This window comes from Brevundimonas sp. (genome assembly GCF_030682035.1).
Taxonomy (GTDB): Bacteria; Pseudomonadota; Alphaproteobacteria; order Caulobacterales; family Caulobacteraceae; genus Brevundimonas.
Genome location: NZ_JAUXQZ010000044.1, coordinates 225,026 through 242,592, shown reverse-complemented (window position 1 = coordinate 242,592; position 17,567 = coordinate 225,026). Strand labels below are relative to the sequence as shown.

Below are 17,567 nucleotides of genomic sequence, written 5' to 3'. Positions count from 1 at the left end.
AATAGCGGCTCGATACGAGCCCACTGCGCCTCGTCCAGTTCGTATCGCTTCACACCCATCTCAGACCTCCGCCAAAGCGGAGACCTATGAATCACGCATCCGGCGATCCGGGAATCCCTGAATGTCGATTGGACCTAGGGGTGGCTAGCAGACGCTGCTGTTAGATCGACTTTTTGCTGAGCCGCCTCGGCGGCGTCGGCAGGCCAGCGCGCTGGACCTTGCGGGCCGCCGCTGCGAGGGCCGCCTTCAGGCGCGCCCGCCGGGTCCAGGGTCGCCATGAGTCGTGCGGCGTTATCGGGTCTCCGATGTGGAAGGTCGCGATAAAGGTGGCCATTGGCCCAATGGGGGTTGGCGCCAACGGTCGCAGGCGGCAGTAACCAGCCAGACGCAGCGACTCGATGGCAGAACCGACCCGACCTGCTTTGTGGAGGGCCGCCTGGACGACACGGTCGTCACAGCCGAACCAATGGGCGATGATGCGGGTTCGAATATCCAGAATGCGCGACCGCTGCGCAGCTCCGCGGGCGCCGCGCGGCGTCTCGATCGACAAATCACATTCCGTGTCAAAGCCGAACGACCGATTATTCAGGTTGCTCGATCCGACGCGCAACAGCACGTCGTCGATGATGGCCATCTTGGCGTGGACAATGATCGTGTGGCCCAGGGCGGTGATCGGGCTGTAGGCATGAAAGCGGCCGTACTTGTCGGCGTCCTGTAGTCGCTTGAGAAACACCGACCGGGTGCGATCCATGGTCATCTGGTCGAAATAGCTGGGCGAATGTTGGGTCGAAATCAGGATGATCTCCGGGCCCTTCGGCTCGGCCAGGCGCGCCGCAAGGGCCTCGGCCATGATCGGGGAGGTGAGGTATTGGTTCTCCATATAAATGCAGCGCTTTGCCGCCGCGATTGACGTCAGATAGAGCGCCTCGCTTTCCCGTACCTGCTTGACCTGCCGCCACGCCGCCACGCTGCGTGACAAACCCACGGAGACCTGACGAAAGTCAGGCTTTACGGAGGCTGGCCAGGCCGAGGGCGGGAGGACGTCAGGTTCAGGCAAGGTCTCGTTGGTGGCCCGTAGCCAGCGATCGCGAAACAACTGCCCCAAGGCGCGAGCGGGCGCGCCGTCAACCACCGTCATCACCTCGTGGCGTGAATCGAAGCACTTGTTATCGTGAGAGGTTTTCTCGCGGCGCGGATTGTTGTCGAGATGATCAGGCGTGTCCCAGCGGTCGGGGCCGATGTCGCCGCCGCCACAGAACGCGACCGCATCGTCGATGACAATGACCTTCTGGTGATGCGAGGCGCCCAGCGGCAAGGCGCCGTCGAGCACGAACTTTACCGGCGTGCCCGCGAAGCATTTGCGCGCCTTGAGTGGAAAGAAGTCCTGGGTCGCGGCTATGGGCATGGGCGACTTCCAGCACAGCACGCGCACATCCAATTCTGGTCGGCTGCCAGCCAGTTCCTTCAGGAAGGCGCCAAAGCGGTCGGCGTCTGGCCCCGTGCAGCCCGGCTCGGGGTCGAACAGGGTATCGGGATCAAACGCCCAGTTCAGCAAGTGGATCGAGCGCCTGGCTTTGGACATGGCGTCCCTGGCCGCCAGGAAGTAGTCAGCCATATCGAGCAGGAAGGCCGCGCGCGGGGCGACCCCGACGCGCCAGCAAGTGGTCCCCTCGTATAACAGCATTGTGAGATCCCCGAAGTGCGTGTGGCCGCGTCATACGGCCGACGGCTCCGACGCCACAACTGCTGAGCTTCCAGTCGCGTTCCCTCTCCGCCTGATCTCGTCGTGCAAATGGGACCCCTTGTACGAAACGTATGGGTCCGGAGCGGATCATTCCGGCACGCTTCCAATCAGTCTGCGGTTCGAGCCGGGATCCGGCAGGTACTCGCCAGCTGCAGGCCGACCTGCCTGACATGTCGGCAACGGTTCGGATGGGATCGCGCTCCGCTCAATCAGCAGCCGGCGTTCAGGCTCAGGCCCCCCGCCGCCACGCCACGATACGCACCGTCGAGACCTGAACCGTCTCGCCGTGCTGGTTGCGGGTCTCGGTACGGGTGCGGATCATGCCGCGGTCGGGGCGGGAGCGGGACGGGGTGATCTCCAGCACCTCGACGTGGAGGGCCAAGGAGTCGCCAGGTCGGGTCGGGCGCGGCCAGGTCGTCTCGCCGCCGGCGCCGACGAGGCCACCGGCCAGCGGGAAACACTGCACCAGCAGCTTCATGGTCAGAGCCGCCGTGTGCCAGCCGCTGGCGGCCAGGCCCTGGAACAGGGTGTCGCGGGCGGCGTCTTCGTCGAGATGGAAGGGCTGGGGGTCGAACTCGCGGGCGAAGGCCTTGATCTGGTCGGCCGTCACGGTGACCGGGTCGCTGACGAAGGTCTGTCCGATGTGGAGGTCTTCGAGATAGAGGGGTGTGGTCATCGTCGGGTCAGGCCGTGCTCGCATCGACCATCGGCTCCATGACCTGGGCCGCGACCGACAGGCCGGCGCCGAGGATCAGGGCCGCCGCCGCCGCGACCAGCAGAGGCCGCGCCAGACCCTGCTCCGGACTGAGCGGCCGGACCAGCATCAGCACCAGCAGGCCGAGCAGGACCAGCACCCCCGGCATATCCATGCCGATGCCGAGGAAGACGGTGTGGGCCTGACCCATGATCCAGGCGCCGCCCAGCACGGCGGCCACCGCGGCCGGGGCCAGGGAGCCGGGACGGGTCAGGCCGGGGTCGAGGAAGGCGGCGACGGCGGCGATGACGGCGGCCAGCAGGCCGGTCCAGACGAACAGGAAGGCCGCCTCGGGCGCGGCGGCCTGGGCCGCCGTGGCGAGGATCAGGATCAGGCCGATCAGCCCCGTCCAGCCGCCCCAGGTCGAACGGGCCGCGAAGCCGGGGACCAGCGACAGGCCGACGGCGACGACCGCTGCGCCGATGACGATGAGGTTCACCCCGCCGAGGATCAGGGCCAGAACGGCGGCGGCGGCGATGGCGCCCGCGACGATGCGGCGATCCACGCGCGTCCGGCCGCCCAGCAGGGCGAGGACGACAGCCAGCACGGTCAGGGCCACGCCGGCCTCCATCCACGGCAGCCGGGCCAGCAGGGTGTAATAGGCGTCGGCGCTCTCGGCGCGGCCCGACATCGGCCCGGCCATCAGGCGCACGAGCTGGGTCAGAACCAGCCCTGTCGAAAGGAACCACAGCCCGTCGATCGCCCCGCGTCCGATGTCGGGAAAGGTCAGGCCCGCGTGGGATCTGGCGCGCCAGACGGCGAGGCCGAGCCCGAGGAAGGCCAGCCCCAGCAGGGCCCATCCCATGACCGGCGGATGGCCGACGACGACACGACCGAACAGGTCGGCATAGACCAGATTGGCGGTCGCGGTGGGCAGGGCGGGCGCGCGCAGCAGGGCATCCGCCGTCTCAAGCGTCTGCGATCCGATATGCTGGACGCTGCCCTGATCGAGCGCGTCGGGGGTCGAGACGGCGGCGTGATACTGTTCCGGGCGGCCGATGAAGGCGAGGTTGATCCCCTGGACGCCGCGGTCCTTGGGGATGGTGAAGTCGGTGCCGTTGGGCATGGCCTCATAGACGAACACCGCCAGCGAATTGGACGAGACGCCGCCGGTCGCGCGGGCGCCGGCGCGGGCGAACAGGCCGATGGTCCCGGCATTGCCCCGCCCGGTCTCGAACATCATGGCCCGGCCGCCGCCGCCGCGCGCTTCCAGATTGACCACCGCGCCGATGCGGTCGCGCAAGGGGTGGCCGCCCCAGAAGGCGCGGGCGCCGTCCAGGTTCAGCTCCTCGCCGTCAGTCAGCAGGACGACCAGGGTGCGGTCGGCCGGGCCGCGGGCGCGGATGGCGCGGACGGCCTCGAGGATGGCGGCCACGCCCGTCGTGTCGTCCGCCGCGCCGGCGGAATCCGGCACGGTGTCATAGTGGGCCATCAGGGCGACGGCGGGCAGGCGCGGGTCGCGTCCGGGCAGGACGCCAATGAGGTTGGTCAGCTCGACCCCGGTCGCGGAGCCGCCTTCACGCTCAAGCCGGCGCACCGCCGCGGGCGAAAGGGGGCCGGTCTGGGTCGAGGTCTGCAGACCCAGCGCCTCCATCCGTTGCAGCAGCACGGCCCGGACCCGCGCATGGTCAGCCGAACCGACGGGGTGGGGGCGGCGGGCGATCTCACGGACGTCGGCCATGGCCCGGCTGGCGGAGAAGGCCGTGGCGGGGGCGTCGATTCCGGCCGGCGCCGGGACCTGCAAGGTCAGCACCGCGATCAGCAGCGCGAGCGCCAATGAGCCCACCAGCCAGAGCAGCCGCATGATCAATCCTCCCCGATGAAAGGACAGGCTAGCGGGCTGTGACGCTCGCGTCATCCTCGGGCGCCGGGTTTCGGCCGGTGGTCTGCGGGGCAGGCGCGGGCGAACCCGTGGGTTCAGTCGCCGGCGCGTGCTCCGACTTCATATGGGCCGGACAAAAGACCGGGTCGCGAGACGCCCAGGTGCGTGGATCATAGTCGATCACGGCAGAGGCGTAGTTCCGGCAGCCGTGTCCCCTCGTGGTGACGCCGGGACAGCGGTGACGGCCCTCGGCCAGGCGCCAGGAACGCAGTTCCTCCGGCGACACCTGAAAGAACTCGGCCACCGCGACCTCGGCATCTCCCTCGGTCCGCACGATCTCGTTGAGGCCGCCCCAGATCCGGGCGACCCGATCGGGAAACGGAATGTCCGGCTTGCTGTCTCTCACGCGCCTCGTGTCCCGGCTGGAACGCCGCACTGGGCCCCGACGACCTGCGCTCGCGTTCCGGTAGCGGCATCGAGAACGATTTCCTTGGGCGCCATCAGCGTCGAACCGGCGGCTCCGGCTAGAGCCGGACCCGCCGCCCCTTTGCGAACCACGCCATGAACAGCCGGTAAATCCAGCCCCGGCCTTTTCGGGGTTCCTGGCTGACGGCAGTCCTGCCGCGGCCCTTGTAGCGGCGCACAATCAATCCAGCCTCCCCAGCCGGACCCTCCGGTGAGGTTAATAACCATTGAGGGCGTTGTTCGTTGCTGTGTCGGACGGCGTACGCGAGTAAGGCGGCGGAATGGGGCCCCTACGCCACCCGTCTCAACGCCGCGGGAGACTTGACGAACAGGCCCTTGCGACCAGCGACCGGGCGGAAGGCGATGCTGTCGTTTTCCGGCTGCTCGTCAGGGCCCAGGAACAGGCAGCCGTCATCGACCAGCCGTCGTTCCAGATTGTCGAACATCTCGCCGCGTCGGGCCGGATCGGCATCGCCGAGAACATGACGACAGAAGATGATGTCGAACTGGTGAGCGTCCGTCGGGGCGTCGACCAGATTGGCGCGGGCGAAATGGACCATGGCCCGCAGCTCGGCCCTGGCGATCCAGGCCTCCTCGGCCTGATCAAAACAGCGCAACATGGTCTCGGCCTTGAGGCCGCGCTGGATTTCAAAGCCGGTGTAGGCGCCGGAACGGGCCTTCTCAAGCGCGCGCTGCGACAGGTCGGTGGCGACGATCTCGACGGCGACGCCGGCCTCCTGGGCGGCGATGGCCAGCGACCACGCTTCCTGGCCGGTCGAACAGCCGGCGGACCAGACCTTGACGGGCTGGCCGCCCCGGGCCTTGCCGAGCGCGGGCAGCAGTTCCTTGCCGAAGGTGTCGAAACTGACCCGGTCGCGCCGGAACCATGTTTCCGGATTCAGCAGGGCCTCAATCACCGCCCAGCCCAGGCTCGCGACAGGCTTGGCCCACAGCGACGCCAGCATGGCGTCGGCGGTGTCGAATCCCTCCCGCCGGGCCACCGGACCCAGCCGATGCTCGGCCAGCTTCATCCGGTCGCGGGTCAGCCGAAAGCCCGCGCGCGAGGCCATCAGCGATTGCAGGCGATCGAAGTCCTCGGGGCTCATGGGGTCAGACGGCCCCCACTTCAGCGAATTTCGAGGTCAGGATTTCGCCGTCAAAAGGCTTCATCACATAGTCGTCCGCCCCGGCGGACAACGCCTCGGCGATGCGTTCGGCGCGGGTCTCGATGGTGCAGAACAGAACCTTGGGGGCCAGGCCGCCGGGCAGGGCGCGCAGGCGGCGCAGGAAGGTCATGCCGTCCATCACCGGCATCGACCAGTCCAGCAGGATGACTTCTGGAATCACCCCGCCGCAGAAGGCCAGGGCTTCGGCCCCGTCGGCGGCTTCATCGACCTCGAACCCGAGCCCCTCGACGATTCGGCGCGCCACCTTGCGGATGATCCGGCTGTCATCGACGATCAGACAGGTTCTGGGGGTCAAGATCCGGGTTCCGAAACAAAGCCGCGCAACGCCCGCGTGTGCATGGGCCACATATTCGGCCCGAGCCGGTTAACGAGTCCTTGGGAAACCGGCTTAAGCCTCAGTTAGGCATGTGGGCCGTCAGTACGACCCGCCCTTCCTCGGCCTCTACATCCAGCGATCCGCCCGCGTCATGGGCGGTCAGCCACAGCCAGTAAGGCTGGATCCACTGGCCGGACAGGCCTTCACCGAGCGGCAGACCCGCCAGTCCGGCGACGGCTTCGCCCTTGAGGCGGGCGCGGGCGCCCTCGGCCCGACCCTCAATGACCAGTCCGGCGCCGTCGGTTCGCGTCACAACGGTCGCCACGCCGCCGGACGGGAGGGCGGCCATCGTCAAATACGCGAGGTTCACCAGCGCCCGCGACTGGGCCTTGGAATAGCTGGCGTCTTCCGCCTTCCACTCCAGCGTCGCCCGCCCGCCCTCGGTCAGGCCGGAGACCAGTCCGCCCAGTTCGGCGCCCGAGAACCTCTCGGCCGAGGTCGCCGCGCCGAAGGCCACGCGGGCGAAGGCGACCAGAGCCACCATCTTTTTGGCGCTGGCCTCGATCAGCCCCATGGCGTCGTCGCGCATGTCCTGGGCCGTGGGGTCTTTCAGCAGGTCGAGGCCCGAACTGATCGCGCCGGCCGGGCTGATGAAGTCGTGGCACAGTTTGCCGGCGATCAACGCAGCCAGGGCCTGGCCGTCGGGGAGGGGGGAGGCGGTGTCGGTCATCGGGCCTTGCGCGCAACAGTCGGAAACTGGCCGGACGCTGACCTGATTTGCCGGTTCGCGAAACCGGTCCGATGCTCTAATCGGGCGGCATGAGCAAACGACTGATCGCCGACCTCGCGTCCGGCGCACTGACCGAGGCCCTCGCTGATCTCGCCGAGGACGCCGCGCGCGTGATCCTGCCGTTTTGGCGCAATGGCGTGGTGGCGGAGTCCAAGGCCGACGACAGCCCCGTGACCCAGGCCGACCGCGAGGCCGAAGCCCTGATCCTGGCGCGGCTGGAGGCCCTTTATCCCGGCGTCCAGACCGTAGCGGAAGAGGCCGTCGCCGCCGACGGCGCGCCGGCGTCAGCCGATGACTGGTTCTGGCTCATTGATCCGCTGGACGGAACCCGCGGCTTCGTCGAGGGGCGCGAGAGCTTCACCGTCAACATCGCCCTGATCCACAAGGGCGCGCCGGTCGCGGGCGTGGTGACGGCGCCCGCGACCGCCACCACCTGGCGCAGCGCCGCGCCGGGCGGCGGGGCTTTCCGTCGTCGCTTCGGCGAGACCTGGCAGGCGATCAAGGTGCGCAACCGGCCCGCTTCGCCCATGGCGGTGATGAGCCACTCGATGACAGACGCGGAGGCAGAGCGGCTGGCTTCGCGCCACGGCTGCGTCCAGTGGCAAGGGACCGATTCGTCGCTGAAATTCTGCCTGATCGCCGAGGGACGGTTCGACGCCTATCCGCGCACCGGCCCGACCTCGGAATGGGACACGGCGGCGGGTCAGGCGGTGCTGGAAGCCGCCGGCGGCCGCGTCATGGCCGAGGACGGCCAGCCGCTGCGCTACGGCAAGCCGGGTTTCGGCAACGGCGGGTTCGTGGCGCTGGGAGGCTAGGCCGCAACCGCCTGCAGCTGCAACAGGGCGGCGCGCTGAACCAGCGCCGGAGCGCCCCATTCGCGGGCGGTCTCCATGGCCTCGGCCAGCATCATGCCGACGGCGCGGGGTTCGGTCGCCGTCAGACGCGCCTTGGCCAGGGCCAGATGGGCCATGCCGATCTGGTCAGCGACCCACTCCAGCGGCTGGGCGCCCGCAGACTCGGCCAGACCGCGCCGCACGACAGCTTCCAGCCCGGTCAGGCTTTCGACATCGCCCATGGCCTCGGCAAGGGCCGTCTCGGCCGCCAGCCGCCTTTCACGGGCAAGCGCGCCCAAAATCAGGCCCGGCTCACGGGTCAGGGTCTCGGCCTGGGTCAGACGCGCCAGCGGCGTGTCGGTGTCGGCCGGGGCGAGCTGTACGGCCACCCAGTCCAGCGGGCTGTGGTCGGGGGTGAACTGATCGGCGGCGGCGGCGAACAGGGCCTGACCCTGGGCCGTGGCGGTCTCGTCTTTCGCCAGACGCGCCAGCGCCATCAGCCCGGCGCCGGCAAGGGCCAAGGCGCGGGCCCGGGTCAGGGGCCGGTAGTCCGGCGAGGCGGTTTCGACCAGCGCCCGCAGGTCACGCCCGGCCTGATCCAGCAGCCGCCCGTCGCGGCGCGCCACCCCGGCTTCCAGCCCCAAGGCCGCCCGATCCAGCCTCAGATCGTCGCCGACGGTGGGCGGCAGGGCCGTGGCCCCATGCAGGGCGGCATCCAGCAGGGCGGCTGCGTCCAGCATGGCCGCCGGCTCGCCGGATAGCCGAGCCCGCCGCGCCGTCAACCGGGCGTGCAAGGCCGCCGCAGCAGAACGCGTGGCCGGACGGTTCGCCGTCAGCGACTGAACGTCAGCCACGGCCGCGGTCAGTTTCTCGGGGCCGCCGAACAAGTCGAAGCGCAACAGGTGAATCTCGCCGGACTCGATCGCCGCCACCGCGGTCTGGTCGGGCGTGGCCGTGTGCCTTGCCGCGTCCGAGGCCGCCGCCGCCGCGCGGTCCAGGCTGGTCCGGCGTCCGGACCGCCGGGCATGCTCGCGCCACAGGGCCGAGGCCCGCATCCACGTATCAAAGGGATGGGCGCAGGAGATCCGACCGGCGTCGATGCCGAGCGATTGGGCCTCGGCCGCGACCAGGTCCGCGCCGACCAGCTCCAGCCAGCCGAGGTCGTCGCTCTCGCGCGCCTTTTCGAACAGCTTCCGTAAATCCCGGCCGAATTCGAACATGGGGGCTGGCGCTCCGGTCGTCCCGCTTCGGGACCAATACGCGTCCCTTGGGTCGTGACTAGCAAACGCGACGCCGCGCCGGAGGTTCGGCCTTGTTGTGCGACACATGCGCGGACGAGCGCCGCAGGAAGCCGCTCAATACGCTCGTGATCCGCCCTGTGCGCGCAGCCAGCGGAGAAACCGGCGCGCGGCCGGGTTCAGGTCGTGGGTCCGGCTGAAAGCCGCGAAGACGGCGCCGTCTGCGACGAAGCCGTGTGGCGCGTCCAGTCGCCCGGCGGCGAGCTCGGCCTCGACCAGCGGATGCTGCGCCACGGCGGCGCCGAGACCCGCCACGGCCGCCTCGATCATGGTCTGTTGGTGATCGAACTCCACCACGGCGCCCCTGGTGACGACCTGCCCCGTCAGGGCTGACCAACTGGTCCAGGCCCCCGGATGCGACCGCGAGACGAGCCGGGCGCCCGGCGTCCTGGCGCCGCGGGCGACGACCAGGCCGATCGTATTGTCCATGAAGGCGACAGCCTCCAGCCCTTCGGGAACCGGCGCACCGGGCGTCCACATGCGGATGGCCAGGTCGGCCCCGCACAGGGTCCGGTCCAGCGCGGCATAGGATTCGGTAAGTTCGATCGTGGTCTCCGGCGCCGCCGTGGCAAAACCCGGCAGGCGCGGAATCAGCCAGCGCGCCGCCAAGGTCGACAGGCAGGACACCCGGACCCGCCGCCGACCGCCGCCGCGTTGGGCCACGGCCGCCTCCAGCGCCGCGAAGGCCGGCGCGATCTCGCTCCACAGCCGCTCGGCCTCCGCCGTCGGCCGGCGGGCGTTGCGGGGTCCCTCGAACAGGGGCTGGCCCAAGGTCCGCTGCAACAGGCCGATCTGACGACTGACCGCGCCGTGGGTCACGCCCAGCTGCTCGGCCGCCCGTCCCACGCCGCCCAGCCGCATCACAGCGTCGAAGGCGTGCAGGGCTTTCAGGGGCATGGCGGGCGTTGTCATGTGCGAAAAACTCACGAATGACGCCGGATAAGTCGTTAGGCGGCGGCCCGCAAGCCGGGCATTTCGCCGGTGCATGACCGTGACCCCAGGCCGAGCCCATCTGTCCGCCGTGTTCGTCGCCCTGTTCGTGACCGCCCTGTGGTCGTCGTCCTGGGTGTTGATCAAATGGGGGCTGGTCGATATCGCCCCCCTGCCGTTCGCGGGCCTGCGCTACGCCCTGGCCGCCTTGCTGTTGTCGCCGATCATCCTGACTCCGGCCAACCGCCGGGCCCTGGTCGGGTGCGGGCGGCGCGAGTGGGGCCTGCTGATCGGCTTCGGCCTGCTCCAGTACGGCGTCACCCAGGCGGCGCAATTCCTGGCCCTTTCGTATCTGCCGGCGACGACCCTCAGCCTGATGCTGACCTTCACCCCGGCGCTGGTCGCCGTGCTCGGCGCGGTCCTGCTGGGCGAACGCATCGGCTGGCGGGAGATTCTGGGCATCGCCGTCTTCCTCGGCGGCGCGGGCCTGTATTTCGAATCGAAGGCCCTGCCCGTCGGCGCGAGCCTCGGCCTCATCATCGGCACGGTCGGGGTGCTGGCCAATGCGGGGCAGACGCTGCTGGGCCGCAAGGTCAATCGCGACCCTGGTCTCCCGCCCTCGCTGATCACCGCCCTCAGCATGGCCGCGGGCGCCGCAGCCCTGCTGACCACCGGCATCGCGGTTCAGGGCTGGCCCGAGATTACCCTGCCCGGCTGGCTGATCGTCGGCTGGCTGGCGGTCGCCAACACCGCCCTGGCCTTCTGGCTGTGGAACCGCGCCCAAGCCGTGCTCAGCGCGCTTGAGGCCAGCCTGATCAACAACACCATGCTGATCCAGATCGCCGTGCTGGCGGTGCTGTTCCTCGGCGAGCGGCTGACGGCGACGCAGGTGGCGGGTCTGACGCTGGCCGGGGTGGGGGTGCTGTATGTGCAGCTGGCGCGGATGCGGGCGGCGCGATCGCTATTAGACAAACTAAAAACATAGCAACGGCCCAGCTTCCATATTATACGAATCGAATAATATGGAGCGAGTGATGCGAAGCTATGAGCATTTCTGAAAATAGCGGCGCACGGGGGCGAAGCCGGCGAGCCGGGCGGTATGTCCGACAGACAAGGGGCTATAGCGCCTTCATTCCGGAAACCCTTCCTCCATCGGACCTTGATCTGAAGGGACCGGTCACAACGTCACTCAGCCGAGCCGATCTCGCGCTTGGCCGCCTTGACGGCGCGGTGGAGACCCTGCCGCATCCCGAACTGTTCACAGCCATGTATGTTCGGCGGGAAGCCGTGCTTTCCAGTCAGATCGAAGGGACACAGGCCTCGCTTGATGACCTCGTCGCTGCAGAAGCCAGATTGCGTGGCGACAAGCCTCTGGGGGATGTAAATGAGGTCATCAACTATACAGCGGCGCTCAACTTTGGCATCGCCCGATTGGCTCAGCTGCCACTATCGGCTCGGTTGCTAAGGGAAATCCACGAGATCCTGATGACGGGCGTTCGGGGTGAACACGCCACGCCGGGCGCATTTCGCACCACCCAGAATTGGATCGGTGCGGCCGGGGCGACGTTGTCCGACGCCGTGTTCGTGCCGCCACCCCCCGAGACGGTGCCTGATCAGATCGGTGCACTGGAAAACTTCCTGCACGAGCCAACAGAATTGCCGCTGCTGGTTCAGGTCGGGCTCGCCCATGCCCAGTTCGAAACCATCCATCCATTCGTCGATGGCAATGGTCGGTTGGGACGGCTGCTGATCACCTTCCTACTTTGCGAGCGGTCGATTCTGAGCAAGCCGGTTCTCTATGTGTCATTGACCCTGAAGAAGCGCCGTCAAGAGTACTATCAGCGCCTCCAGGCAGTTCGCGACCACGGGGCGTGGGAAGAGTGGCTCGTCTTCTTTCTGGACTGCGTGGCGGAGGCCGCGCTGGACGCGGCCCGTCTCGCGAAAAGCATCCTCACTCTCCGGGAAGCGCATCGCGACGCCATCGTGAATGAAATGGGCGCGCGGGCAGGCAAGGCGATCCGGCTCCTCGAGCGACTCTATCGCGACCCATACATCGAGGTAAACGAGGCTGTCAGGATGCTCGGCGTCAGCTACGCGAACGCCAACACCATAGTGTGGGACATGGAACGGCTTGGCATCCTCAAGGAAGCGACGGGCCAGCAACGCAACCGCATCTTCGTGTACGAAAACTATATCGCTCTGTTCCGCGAGCTGTGATCAGCCCCGCTCCTTCGTCTTCGTGAACGCCACGCTGGGGAACCGCTCCATCACATAGCCCGTCTCCCAGCTCGACTTGGCGAGGAACACCGGGTCGTCGTCGATGTCCCGCGCCATCTGGCCGCGATATTTGCCCATGAAGTCCTCGAGATCGGCCTTCGTCCCGCCGATCCAGCGGGCCTCGGCCCAGGGGCTGGGTTCGAAGAGGACCTCCAGCCCGTATTCCTCGCCCAGTCGGTCGGCCATGACCTCGAACTGCAGCTGGCCGACGGCGCCGACGATGAAGTCGGAGCCCATCTCGGGCCGGAAGAGTTGGGTCACGCCCTCTTCGGCCAGACCGTCGAGCGCCTTCTTCAGGTGTTTGGCCTTGAGTGGATCCTTGACCCGGACGCGTTGGAGGATTTCGGGGGCGAAATTAGGCAGGCCGGCGAAACGGATCAGGCCGGTCTCGGACAGGCTGTCGCCGACGCGCAGGACGCCGTGATTGGGGATGCCGATGACGTCGCCGGCGAAGGCGTCCTCAGCCAGTTCGCGGTCCGAGGCGAAGAACATGATCGGGGCGTTCACCGACAGCTGTTTGCCGGTGTTCTGGACCTTCAGCTTCATGCCGCGGGTGAATTTGCCCGAAGCCATGCGGAACATGGCGATGCGGTCGCGGTGGTTGGGGTCCATATTGGCCTGGACCTTGAAGACGAAGCCGGTGACCTCGGCCTCGCCGGGCGCGACGGTGATCGGGACCGGTTCGGCGGCGTTGCGGGTTCCGGCAGGGGCGGCCTTGTGCGCCTTCATGATCTTGGGCGGCGGAGCCCATTCGCCGATCGCGGCCAGCAGTTCGTCGATGCCGAAATGGCGCAGGGCCGAACCCCACAGCACCGGCGTCATATGCCCTTCGAGGAAGGACTGGCGGTCGAAGGCCGGATAGCCGCCCTCGACCAGTTCAGCGGCGTCCATCATCTCCTGATGCTCGCCCTCCTCGAAATAGCGGGCGGCCTCGGCCAGGGGCAGGGCCTCGGGGTGGGGCACGTCCTCGGCCGAACCGGCGGGCTTGCGGGCATAGGGCTGGAACCGGCCGGTGCCCATCTCGACCATGCCGCGCAGGCGATTGCCGCTCTGGGCCGGCCACCAGATCGGGGCCGGGTCCAGTTGCAGGCGTGACGCGATCTCGTCCAGCAGGGCCATCGGGTCCTGGGCCTCGCGGTCCAGCTTGTTGATGAAGGTGATGATCGGGATGTCGCGCAGGCGGCAGACCTCGAACAGTTTCAGCGTCTGCGGTTCGATGCCCTTGGCGGCGTCCAGCACCATGATGGCGCAGTCGGCGGCGGTCAGGGTGCGGTAGGTGTCTTCGGAGAAGTCCTCGTGGCCCGGCGTGTCGAGCAGGTTGAACATCTTCCCGTCGTGCTCGAACGTCATCACTGACGCCGAGACCGAGATGCCGCGCTCCTTCTCGATCTTCATCCAGTCGGACTGGGTGCGCCGGTTCTCGCCGCGCGCCCGCACGGCGCCGGCCGCGCGGATGGCCCCGCCGGCCAGCAGGATGTGCTCGGTCAGCGTCGTCTTGCCGGCGTCCGGGTGCGCGATGATGGCGAAGGTCCTGCGGCGCAGGGCCTCCTGTTCGAGAGTGAGCTTGGACATGTTCGATCCGTTGGGCGGCGGGACGTAGCGCGGACCGGGCCGAAAGTCACCCGTCGGCGGAGGGCCTCCGGTCAGATGCGGCCTTTGGAGTCATTCGCCGGCCGGCGAGACGATCCGGCCGTCTCAAGCGGCCATGCGCATCCACACCGCGCGGTCGGCGGCGAGGGCGTTCAACTGGCCTTTGGCGGCCCGGGCCTTCAGTTGGTGCATGATGGCGGTGGGCAGGGCGCAGAACTGCGGCTCGACCAGGGTGGGGTCGCAGCCGGCGGCGGGGGCGGCGAACAGGGCGGCGTTCACCTCGGGCGACCGGTCGTGGATCAGCCAGGCCAGACGGCGTGCCCGCTGGGGGTCATTCAGGTGCAGCAGCGGATCCTCGGAGAACAGTTCGCAACCGAGTTCCAGGACATAGTCAAGCTCCAGGTTCTCGAACCGGCGCGCGTCGCCGGGCGTGACCGGACAGGCCTCGTCCAGATCAAACACCACGTCGTTGAGAAGAAAGAGCATCGAGCAACACCCACCATCGCCGGGCTCGTTTTCGGCCCGTTGAAGCTGACCTTAGGCGGCTCCACTTGAGGTTCCGTTCCCGAACGTCGTTAAGGATTTCGCACTTCCGGCGGCGGCGTTAACGGCCCGCTCACGACGACTCGCCCGCCACCCTCTCCGTAATGAAATGCCGCCCCTCGCGGTCCTCGATCTCGACCACCCACAGGTCAGGGTCGTAGCCGATCTGACGCTGGATATAGGCGTCGAGTTCGCTCTCGAACTCGCTCTCGACCGGCTGCATCCACAGCCGTTCGCCCTCGGGTCCGAAGGCCTCACTATAGAGTTGGGCGCGGCGGTTCGAGGTGTCGAAGGCCTTGACGATGACGGTGCCGGCGCGGGCGTCGCCCTTGCGCGCGACCGTGGCGAAAGCACCCCCCAGCTCGGCGCGGCGGATCAGGGCGGACACCCAAAGGTCGCTCGACAGAAGCACTTTGATAACCCTGCTCGGAAACCGGACCGGAACGCGTGCTGCGTAGTGTGCGGTCCATGACGATATGCCAGACCGCCTCGAAGACCAAAGCCGCGTTGGCGGCCGCCGCCGTGCTGGGGCTGCCGGTGCCGGCGTGGGCGGGTCCCGCTGACACCTATTATGAGCGCGCCTTCGTGGTCGCCGCCGACGCCCGATGCAACCTGTTCGCGCCGCAGATCGACGCGGCCCTGAACGCGGCCACGGCCCAGGCCCGGGGCGCCGCCCTGCGCTCCGGCGCGGGCGAGGCCGATCTGGCCGCCGCCGCCGCCAGGGCCCGCTCACGCGCTGGAACGGTCTCGTGCGCGGACCCCCAGTTGGCCACGGTCCGCGCGCGGATCGACGGCGCCTTTGAGGGCTGGCTGCGCACGCCGCGCATGGTGTTCCCCGGCGCCCGTCGCGCGTGGACAGCGAACCGCGTCAGCTCGAGCGCCGCCAACTGGCGGCTGCAACAGATGTCTATGGTCGGCGCCTCGCCCGTGGCCTTCGGCTATGCCGGCGAGGGCGATGCGCCGGGCCTGACCGCGGTGGTCAGTTTCGTCGGTCGGTCGCGTCCCTATGCGGCGCGGATCGTGCTGCGCGATCCGATCCGGGTTCCCCGTCCCTGGCTGGCCGGCGACGGTCTGGTCCCGGTCTCGGCCCAGGCCAGCCTGTGGGCCACTGGCGTCAGCCCGGCCGATCAGACCCTGCTGTCCGAGGGCCGCCGCGCCGGTGAGGCCTGGCGCTTCCCCGCCGCGACGACCGCGGCGTTGCAGCGTCTGGACCCCCGCGAGACTTTCGCCATCGAATTCCATTTCCGCGACGGCAGCGTGGCCACTGCGAAATTCGAGGCCGGGGATTTCACTGCTGGCCGGGCCTTTTTGGCGATGGGCATGCTGTAGGTCGCCAAAGCGACTTCGTCAGCCCCCGCCCTTCATGGGCATCTGGATGATCTCGGCCCCCCCCTCCGGCGCGGGCGCGCGGGCGATCAAGGCCACGGGCAAACGCACCGTTACGGCCGTGCCCTCGCCAAGGGTGGAATCGATGCTCATGCGGCCGCCGTGCAGTTCGGCGAAGGCGCGGACCAGCGACAGGCCGAGGCCTGTTCCCTGACGGCGCTGTTCCATCTCGCCGGCCTGTTCGAACGGCCGGCCCAGACGGCGTACGTCCTCGGGCGCGATGCCCAGGCCGGTGTCGGCGACGACGACTTCCAGATAGGGGCCTATGGCCTCGACTGTGACGGTGATCGCGCCGCCCTGTGGCGTGAATTTCACCGCATTGGACAACAGGTTCAGGGCGATCTGCTTCAGCGCCCGCTTGTCAGCCGAGACCTCGACCGGATCGGCGGGCAGGACGCTGGACAGGCTGACGACCTTGTCGTCGGCGTTGACCCGGACCAGGGCCATGGCTGCTGACACGACCTCGCGCGCGTCAAATCGTTCCAGCGTCAGGGCGTAGCGCTCGGCCTCGATCTTGGTCACGTCCAGCACATCGTTGATCAGGTCCAGCAGATGTCCGCCGGCCTGGTGGATGTTCTCTGCGTATTCGCCGTAGCGGTCAGGCAGGGGGCCGAAGATGCGCTGGCGCATGATGTCCGAGAAGCCGAGCACGGCGTTCAGGGGCGTACGCAGCTCGTGGCTCATATTGGCCAGGAAGCGGGTCTTGCCGGCCTCGCGGGTCTCGGCCTCGGTGCGGGCGATCTCCAGGCCCAGTTCGCGGGCGTACTGAGCCGTGGCGTCGAAGACCTGGGCGATCAGGCGGGGGCCAGACGGATCGTCCAGCCGCCGCACGATCAATTGCACCCGGCGGTCCAGCGCCATCCGGGGCGCGAACAGGGCGGCGCCGTCATGACCCTTCATGGCGCGTTCGATGGCGTCCAGAAGCCGCGGCCGGTCCGGCGCATGCACCGCGGCCACCAGTCCGGTCTCGAACAGGGGATCGACCGGCAGCGCTGCCGGCGGGGCGCCATAGGCGGCCAGCACCCGTCCCGAAGGCTCAAGCACCAGGGTTAGTCCGGGTTGGGCGGCCAGCAGGGTCTCAACCCGGGCCGTCTCGGCCTCCGCCGCCGTCAGCCGGGCCTCACGCTGTCGCCACGACAGACGTACCGCAAGGGCGGCCGCCGCCGCGGTCAGCAGGGCCGAAATGGCCGCCAGACCGGGAAGGTGCGGTCCGGGGTTGATCCAGGCCGAAACCAGGCCGGCGAGGGCCGCCACGCCGACCGCCAGGGCGCCGACCTGCACCGGTCGCGGGCCGCCGAGAGCGATACCCGCTGCCAGCGGAAGAAAGACAAAGCCGCTCAGAGGGCCTGTCAGGCCGCCCGACAGCGCCGCCGTCAGCAGGGCGGCGAGGCTCCAGAGGCCGAGCAGGGTCATCCGCTCATGGGCGCCGTCGCGCCGCAACAAGCCGAGACCGCTCAGGCCGGGCACCACCATGGCCAACACGCCGTAGAACAGTGGGCCGTCGACGCCGCCGATCCAGCGCCCGCCCAGCGCCAGCAGCGCCGCCGCCACCGCCCAGCCCGCATGCCACGCGGCCAGCGACGGGCGATCGCTCGCCGGAGCGTCGGGCATCGGCTTCGGGTCAGGGCGGGC

Annotated in this window: 17 protein-coding genes; 4 read left to right on the top strand and 13 right to left on the bottom strand. The window is 68.7% G+C overall.

All coding sequences use genetic code 11. From position 1 onward, the window contains the following. Positions 1 to 160: 160 nt before the first annotated feature. From Q8K49_RS12690 to chpT, 7 genes are all read right to left on the bottom strand, one after another. Entirely contained in the window at positions 161 to 1,684 is a 1,524-nt protein-coding gene (locus tag Q8K49_RS12690) for a phospholipase D-like domain-containing protein (protein WP_305306442.1), read from the bottom strand. A 289-nt stretch (positions 1,685 to 1,973) separates the two neighbouring features. Then, complete coding sequence (locus Q8K49_RS12685) at positions 1,974 to 2,420, bottom strand: MaoC family dehydratase (protein ID WP_305306441.1); 447 nt, start codon at positions 2,418 to 2,420, stop codon at positions 1,974 to 1,976. A 7-nt stretch (positions 2,421 to 2,427) separates the two neighbouring features. Continuing rightward, the gene (locus tag Q8K49_RS12680; RefSeq protein WP_305306440.1) at positions 2,428 to 4,302 is read right to left on the bottom strand and encodes a M20/M25/M40 family metallo-hydrolase; all 1,875 of its coding nucleotides are present in this window, start codon (positions 4,300 to 4,302) and stop codon (positions 2,428 to 2,430) included. Positions 4,303 to 4,330: 28 nt separating this feature from the next. Further along, complete coding sequence (locus tag Q8K49_RS12675) at positions 4,331 to 4,726, bottom strand: hypothetical protein (protein ID WP_305306439.1); 396 nt, start codon at positions 4,724 to 4,726, stop codon at positions 4,331 to 4,333. Between the two features lie 349 nt (positions 4,727 to 5,075). Continuing rightward, a complete protein-coding gene (locus Q8K49_RS12670; protein WP_305306438.1) occupies positions 5,076 to 5,891 on the bottom strand; it encodes a protein-glutamate O-methyltransferase CheR in 816 nt (271 codons plus the stop codon). A 4-nt stretch (positions 5,892 to 5,895) separates the two neighbouring features. Further along, positions 5,896 to 6,267 carry a response regulator gene (locus Q8K49_RS12665; RefSeq protein WP_305306437.1) on the bottom strand — a complete coding sequence of 124 codons (372 nt, stop codon included), beginning with the start codon at positions 6,265 to 6,267 and terminating at the stop codon, positions 5,896 to 5,898. Positions 6,268 to 6,367: 100 nt separating this feature from the next. Continuing rightward, positions 6,368 to 7,018 carry a histidine phosphotransferase ChpT gene (gene chpT / locus Q8K49_RS12660; protein ID WP_305306436.1) on the bottom strand — a complete coding sequence of 217 codons (651 nt, stop codon included), beginning with the start codon at positions 7,016 to 7,018 and terminating at the stop codon, positions 6,368 to 6,370. A gap of 89 nt (positions 7,019 to 7,107) precedes the next feature. On the opposite strand from chpT, the gene cysQ reads away from it, so the two are divergent. Beyond that, a complete protein-coding gene (cysQ, locus tag Q8K49_RS12655; RefSeq protein ID WP_305306435.1) occupies positions 7,108 to 7,893 on the top strand; it encodes a 3'(2'),5'-bisphosphate nucleotidase CysQ in 786 nt (261 codons plus the stop codon). On the opposite strand, the gene Q8K49_RS12650 is transcribed toward cysQ, so the two are convergent. Together Q8K49_RS12650 and Q8K49_RS12645 are read right to left on the bottom strand one after the other, a co-directional pair. Next, positions 7,890 to 9,131: a hypothetical protein gene (locus Q8K49_RS12650; RefSeq protein ID WP_305306434.1), complete on the bottom strand. Its 1,242-nt coding sequence runs from the start codon at positions 9,129 to 9,131 to the stop codon at positions 7,890 to 7,892. The genes cysQ and Q8K49_RS12650 overlap by 4 nt on opposite strands. A 135-nt stretch (positions 9,132 to 9,266) precedes the next feature. Continuing rightward, positions 9,267 to 10,106, bottom strand: a complete 840-nt coding sequence (locus tag Q8K49_RS12645) for a LysR family transcriptional regulator (RefSeq protein ID WP_305306433.1) — start codon at positions 10,104 to 10,106, stop codon at positions 9,267 to 9,269. A 94-nt stretch (positions 10,107 to 10,200) separates the two neighbouring features. Here Q8K49_RS12645 and Q8K49_RS12640 point away from each other — a divergent pair, with 94 nt between their 5' ends. Further along, positions 10,201 to 11,124, top strand: a complete 924-nt coding sequence (locus tag Q8K49_RS12640) for a DMT family transporter (RefSeq protein WP_305306432.1) — start codon at positions 10,201 to 10,203, stop codon at positions 11,122 to 11,124. A 59-nt stretch (positions 11,125 to 11,183) separates the two neighbouring features. Beyond that, positions 11,184 to 12,356, top strand: a complete 1,173-nt coding sequence (locus Q8K49_RS12635) for a Fic family protein (protein ID WP_305306431.1) — start codon at positions 11,184 to 11,186, stop codon at positions 12,354 to 12,356. On the opposite strand, the gene Q8K49_RS12630 is transcribed toward Q8K49_RS12635, so the two are convergent. The 3 genes from Q8K49_RS12630 to Q8K49_RS12620 form a co-directional block, all read right to left on the bottom strand. Then, entirely contained in the window at positions 12,357 to 13,988 is a 1,632-nt protein-coding gene (locus tag Q8K49_RS12630) for a peptide chain release factor 3 (RefSeq protein ID WP_305306430.1), read from the bottom strand. It abuts the gene before it with no gap. Between the two features lie 123 nt (positions 13,989 to 14,111). Continuing rightward, positions 14,112 to 14,492, bottom strand: coding sequence for a hypothetical protein (locus Q8K49_RS12625; protein WP_305306429.1), 381 nt, complete (start codon positions 14,490 to 14,492; stop codon positions 14,112 to 14,114). A gap of 130 nt (positions 14,493 to 14,622) precedes the next feature. Next, the gene (locus tag Q8K49_RS12620) at positions 14,623 to 14,961 is read right to left on the bottom strand and encodes a DUF1491 family protein (protein ID WP_305306428.1); all 339 of its coding nucleotides are present in this window, start codon (positions 14,959 to 14,961) and stop codon (positions 14,623 to 14,625) included. 56 nt (positions 14,962 to 15,017) lie between these two features. Here Q8K49_RS12620 and Q8K49_RS12615 point away from each other — a divergent pair, with 56 nt between their 5' ends. Next, a complete protein-coding gene (locus tag Q8K49_RS12615; protein WP_305306427.1) occupies positions 15,018 to 15,878 on the top strand; it encodes a hypothetical protein in 861 nt (286 codons plus the stop codon). 18 nt (positions 15,879 to 15,896) lie between these two features. On the opposite strand, the gene Q8K49_RS12610 is transcribed toward Q8K49_RS12615, so the two are convergent. After that, positions 15,897 to 17,546: a HAMP domain-containing sensor histidine kinase gene (locus Q8K49_RS12610; protein ID WP_305306426.1), complete on the bottom strand. Its 1,650-nt coding sequence runs from the start codon at positions 17,544 to 17,546 to the stop codon at positions 15,897 to 15,899. Positions 17,547 to 17,567: the final 21 nt, after the last annotated feature.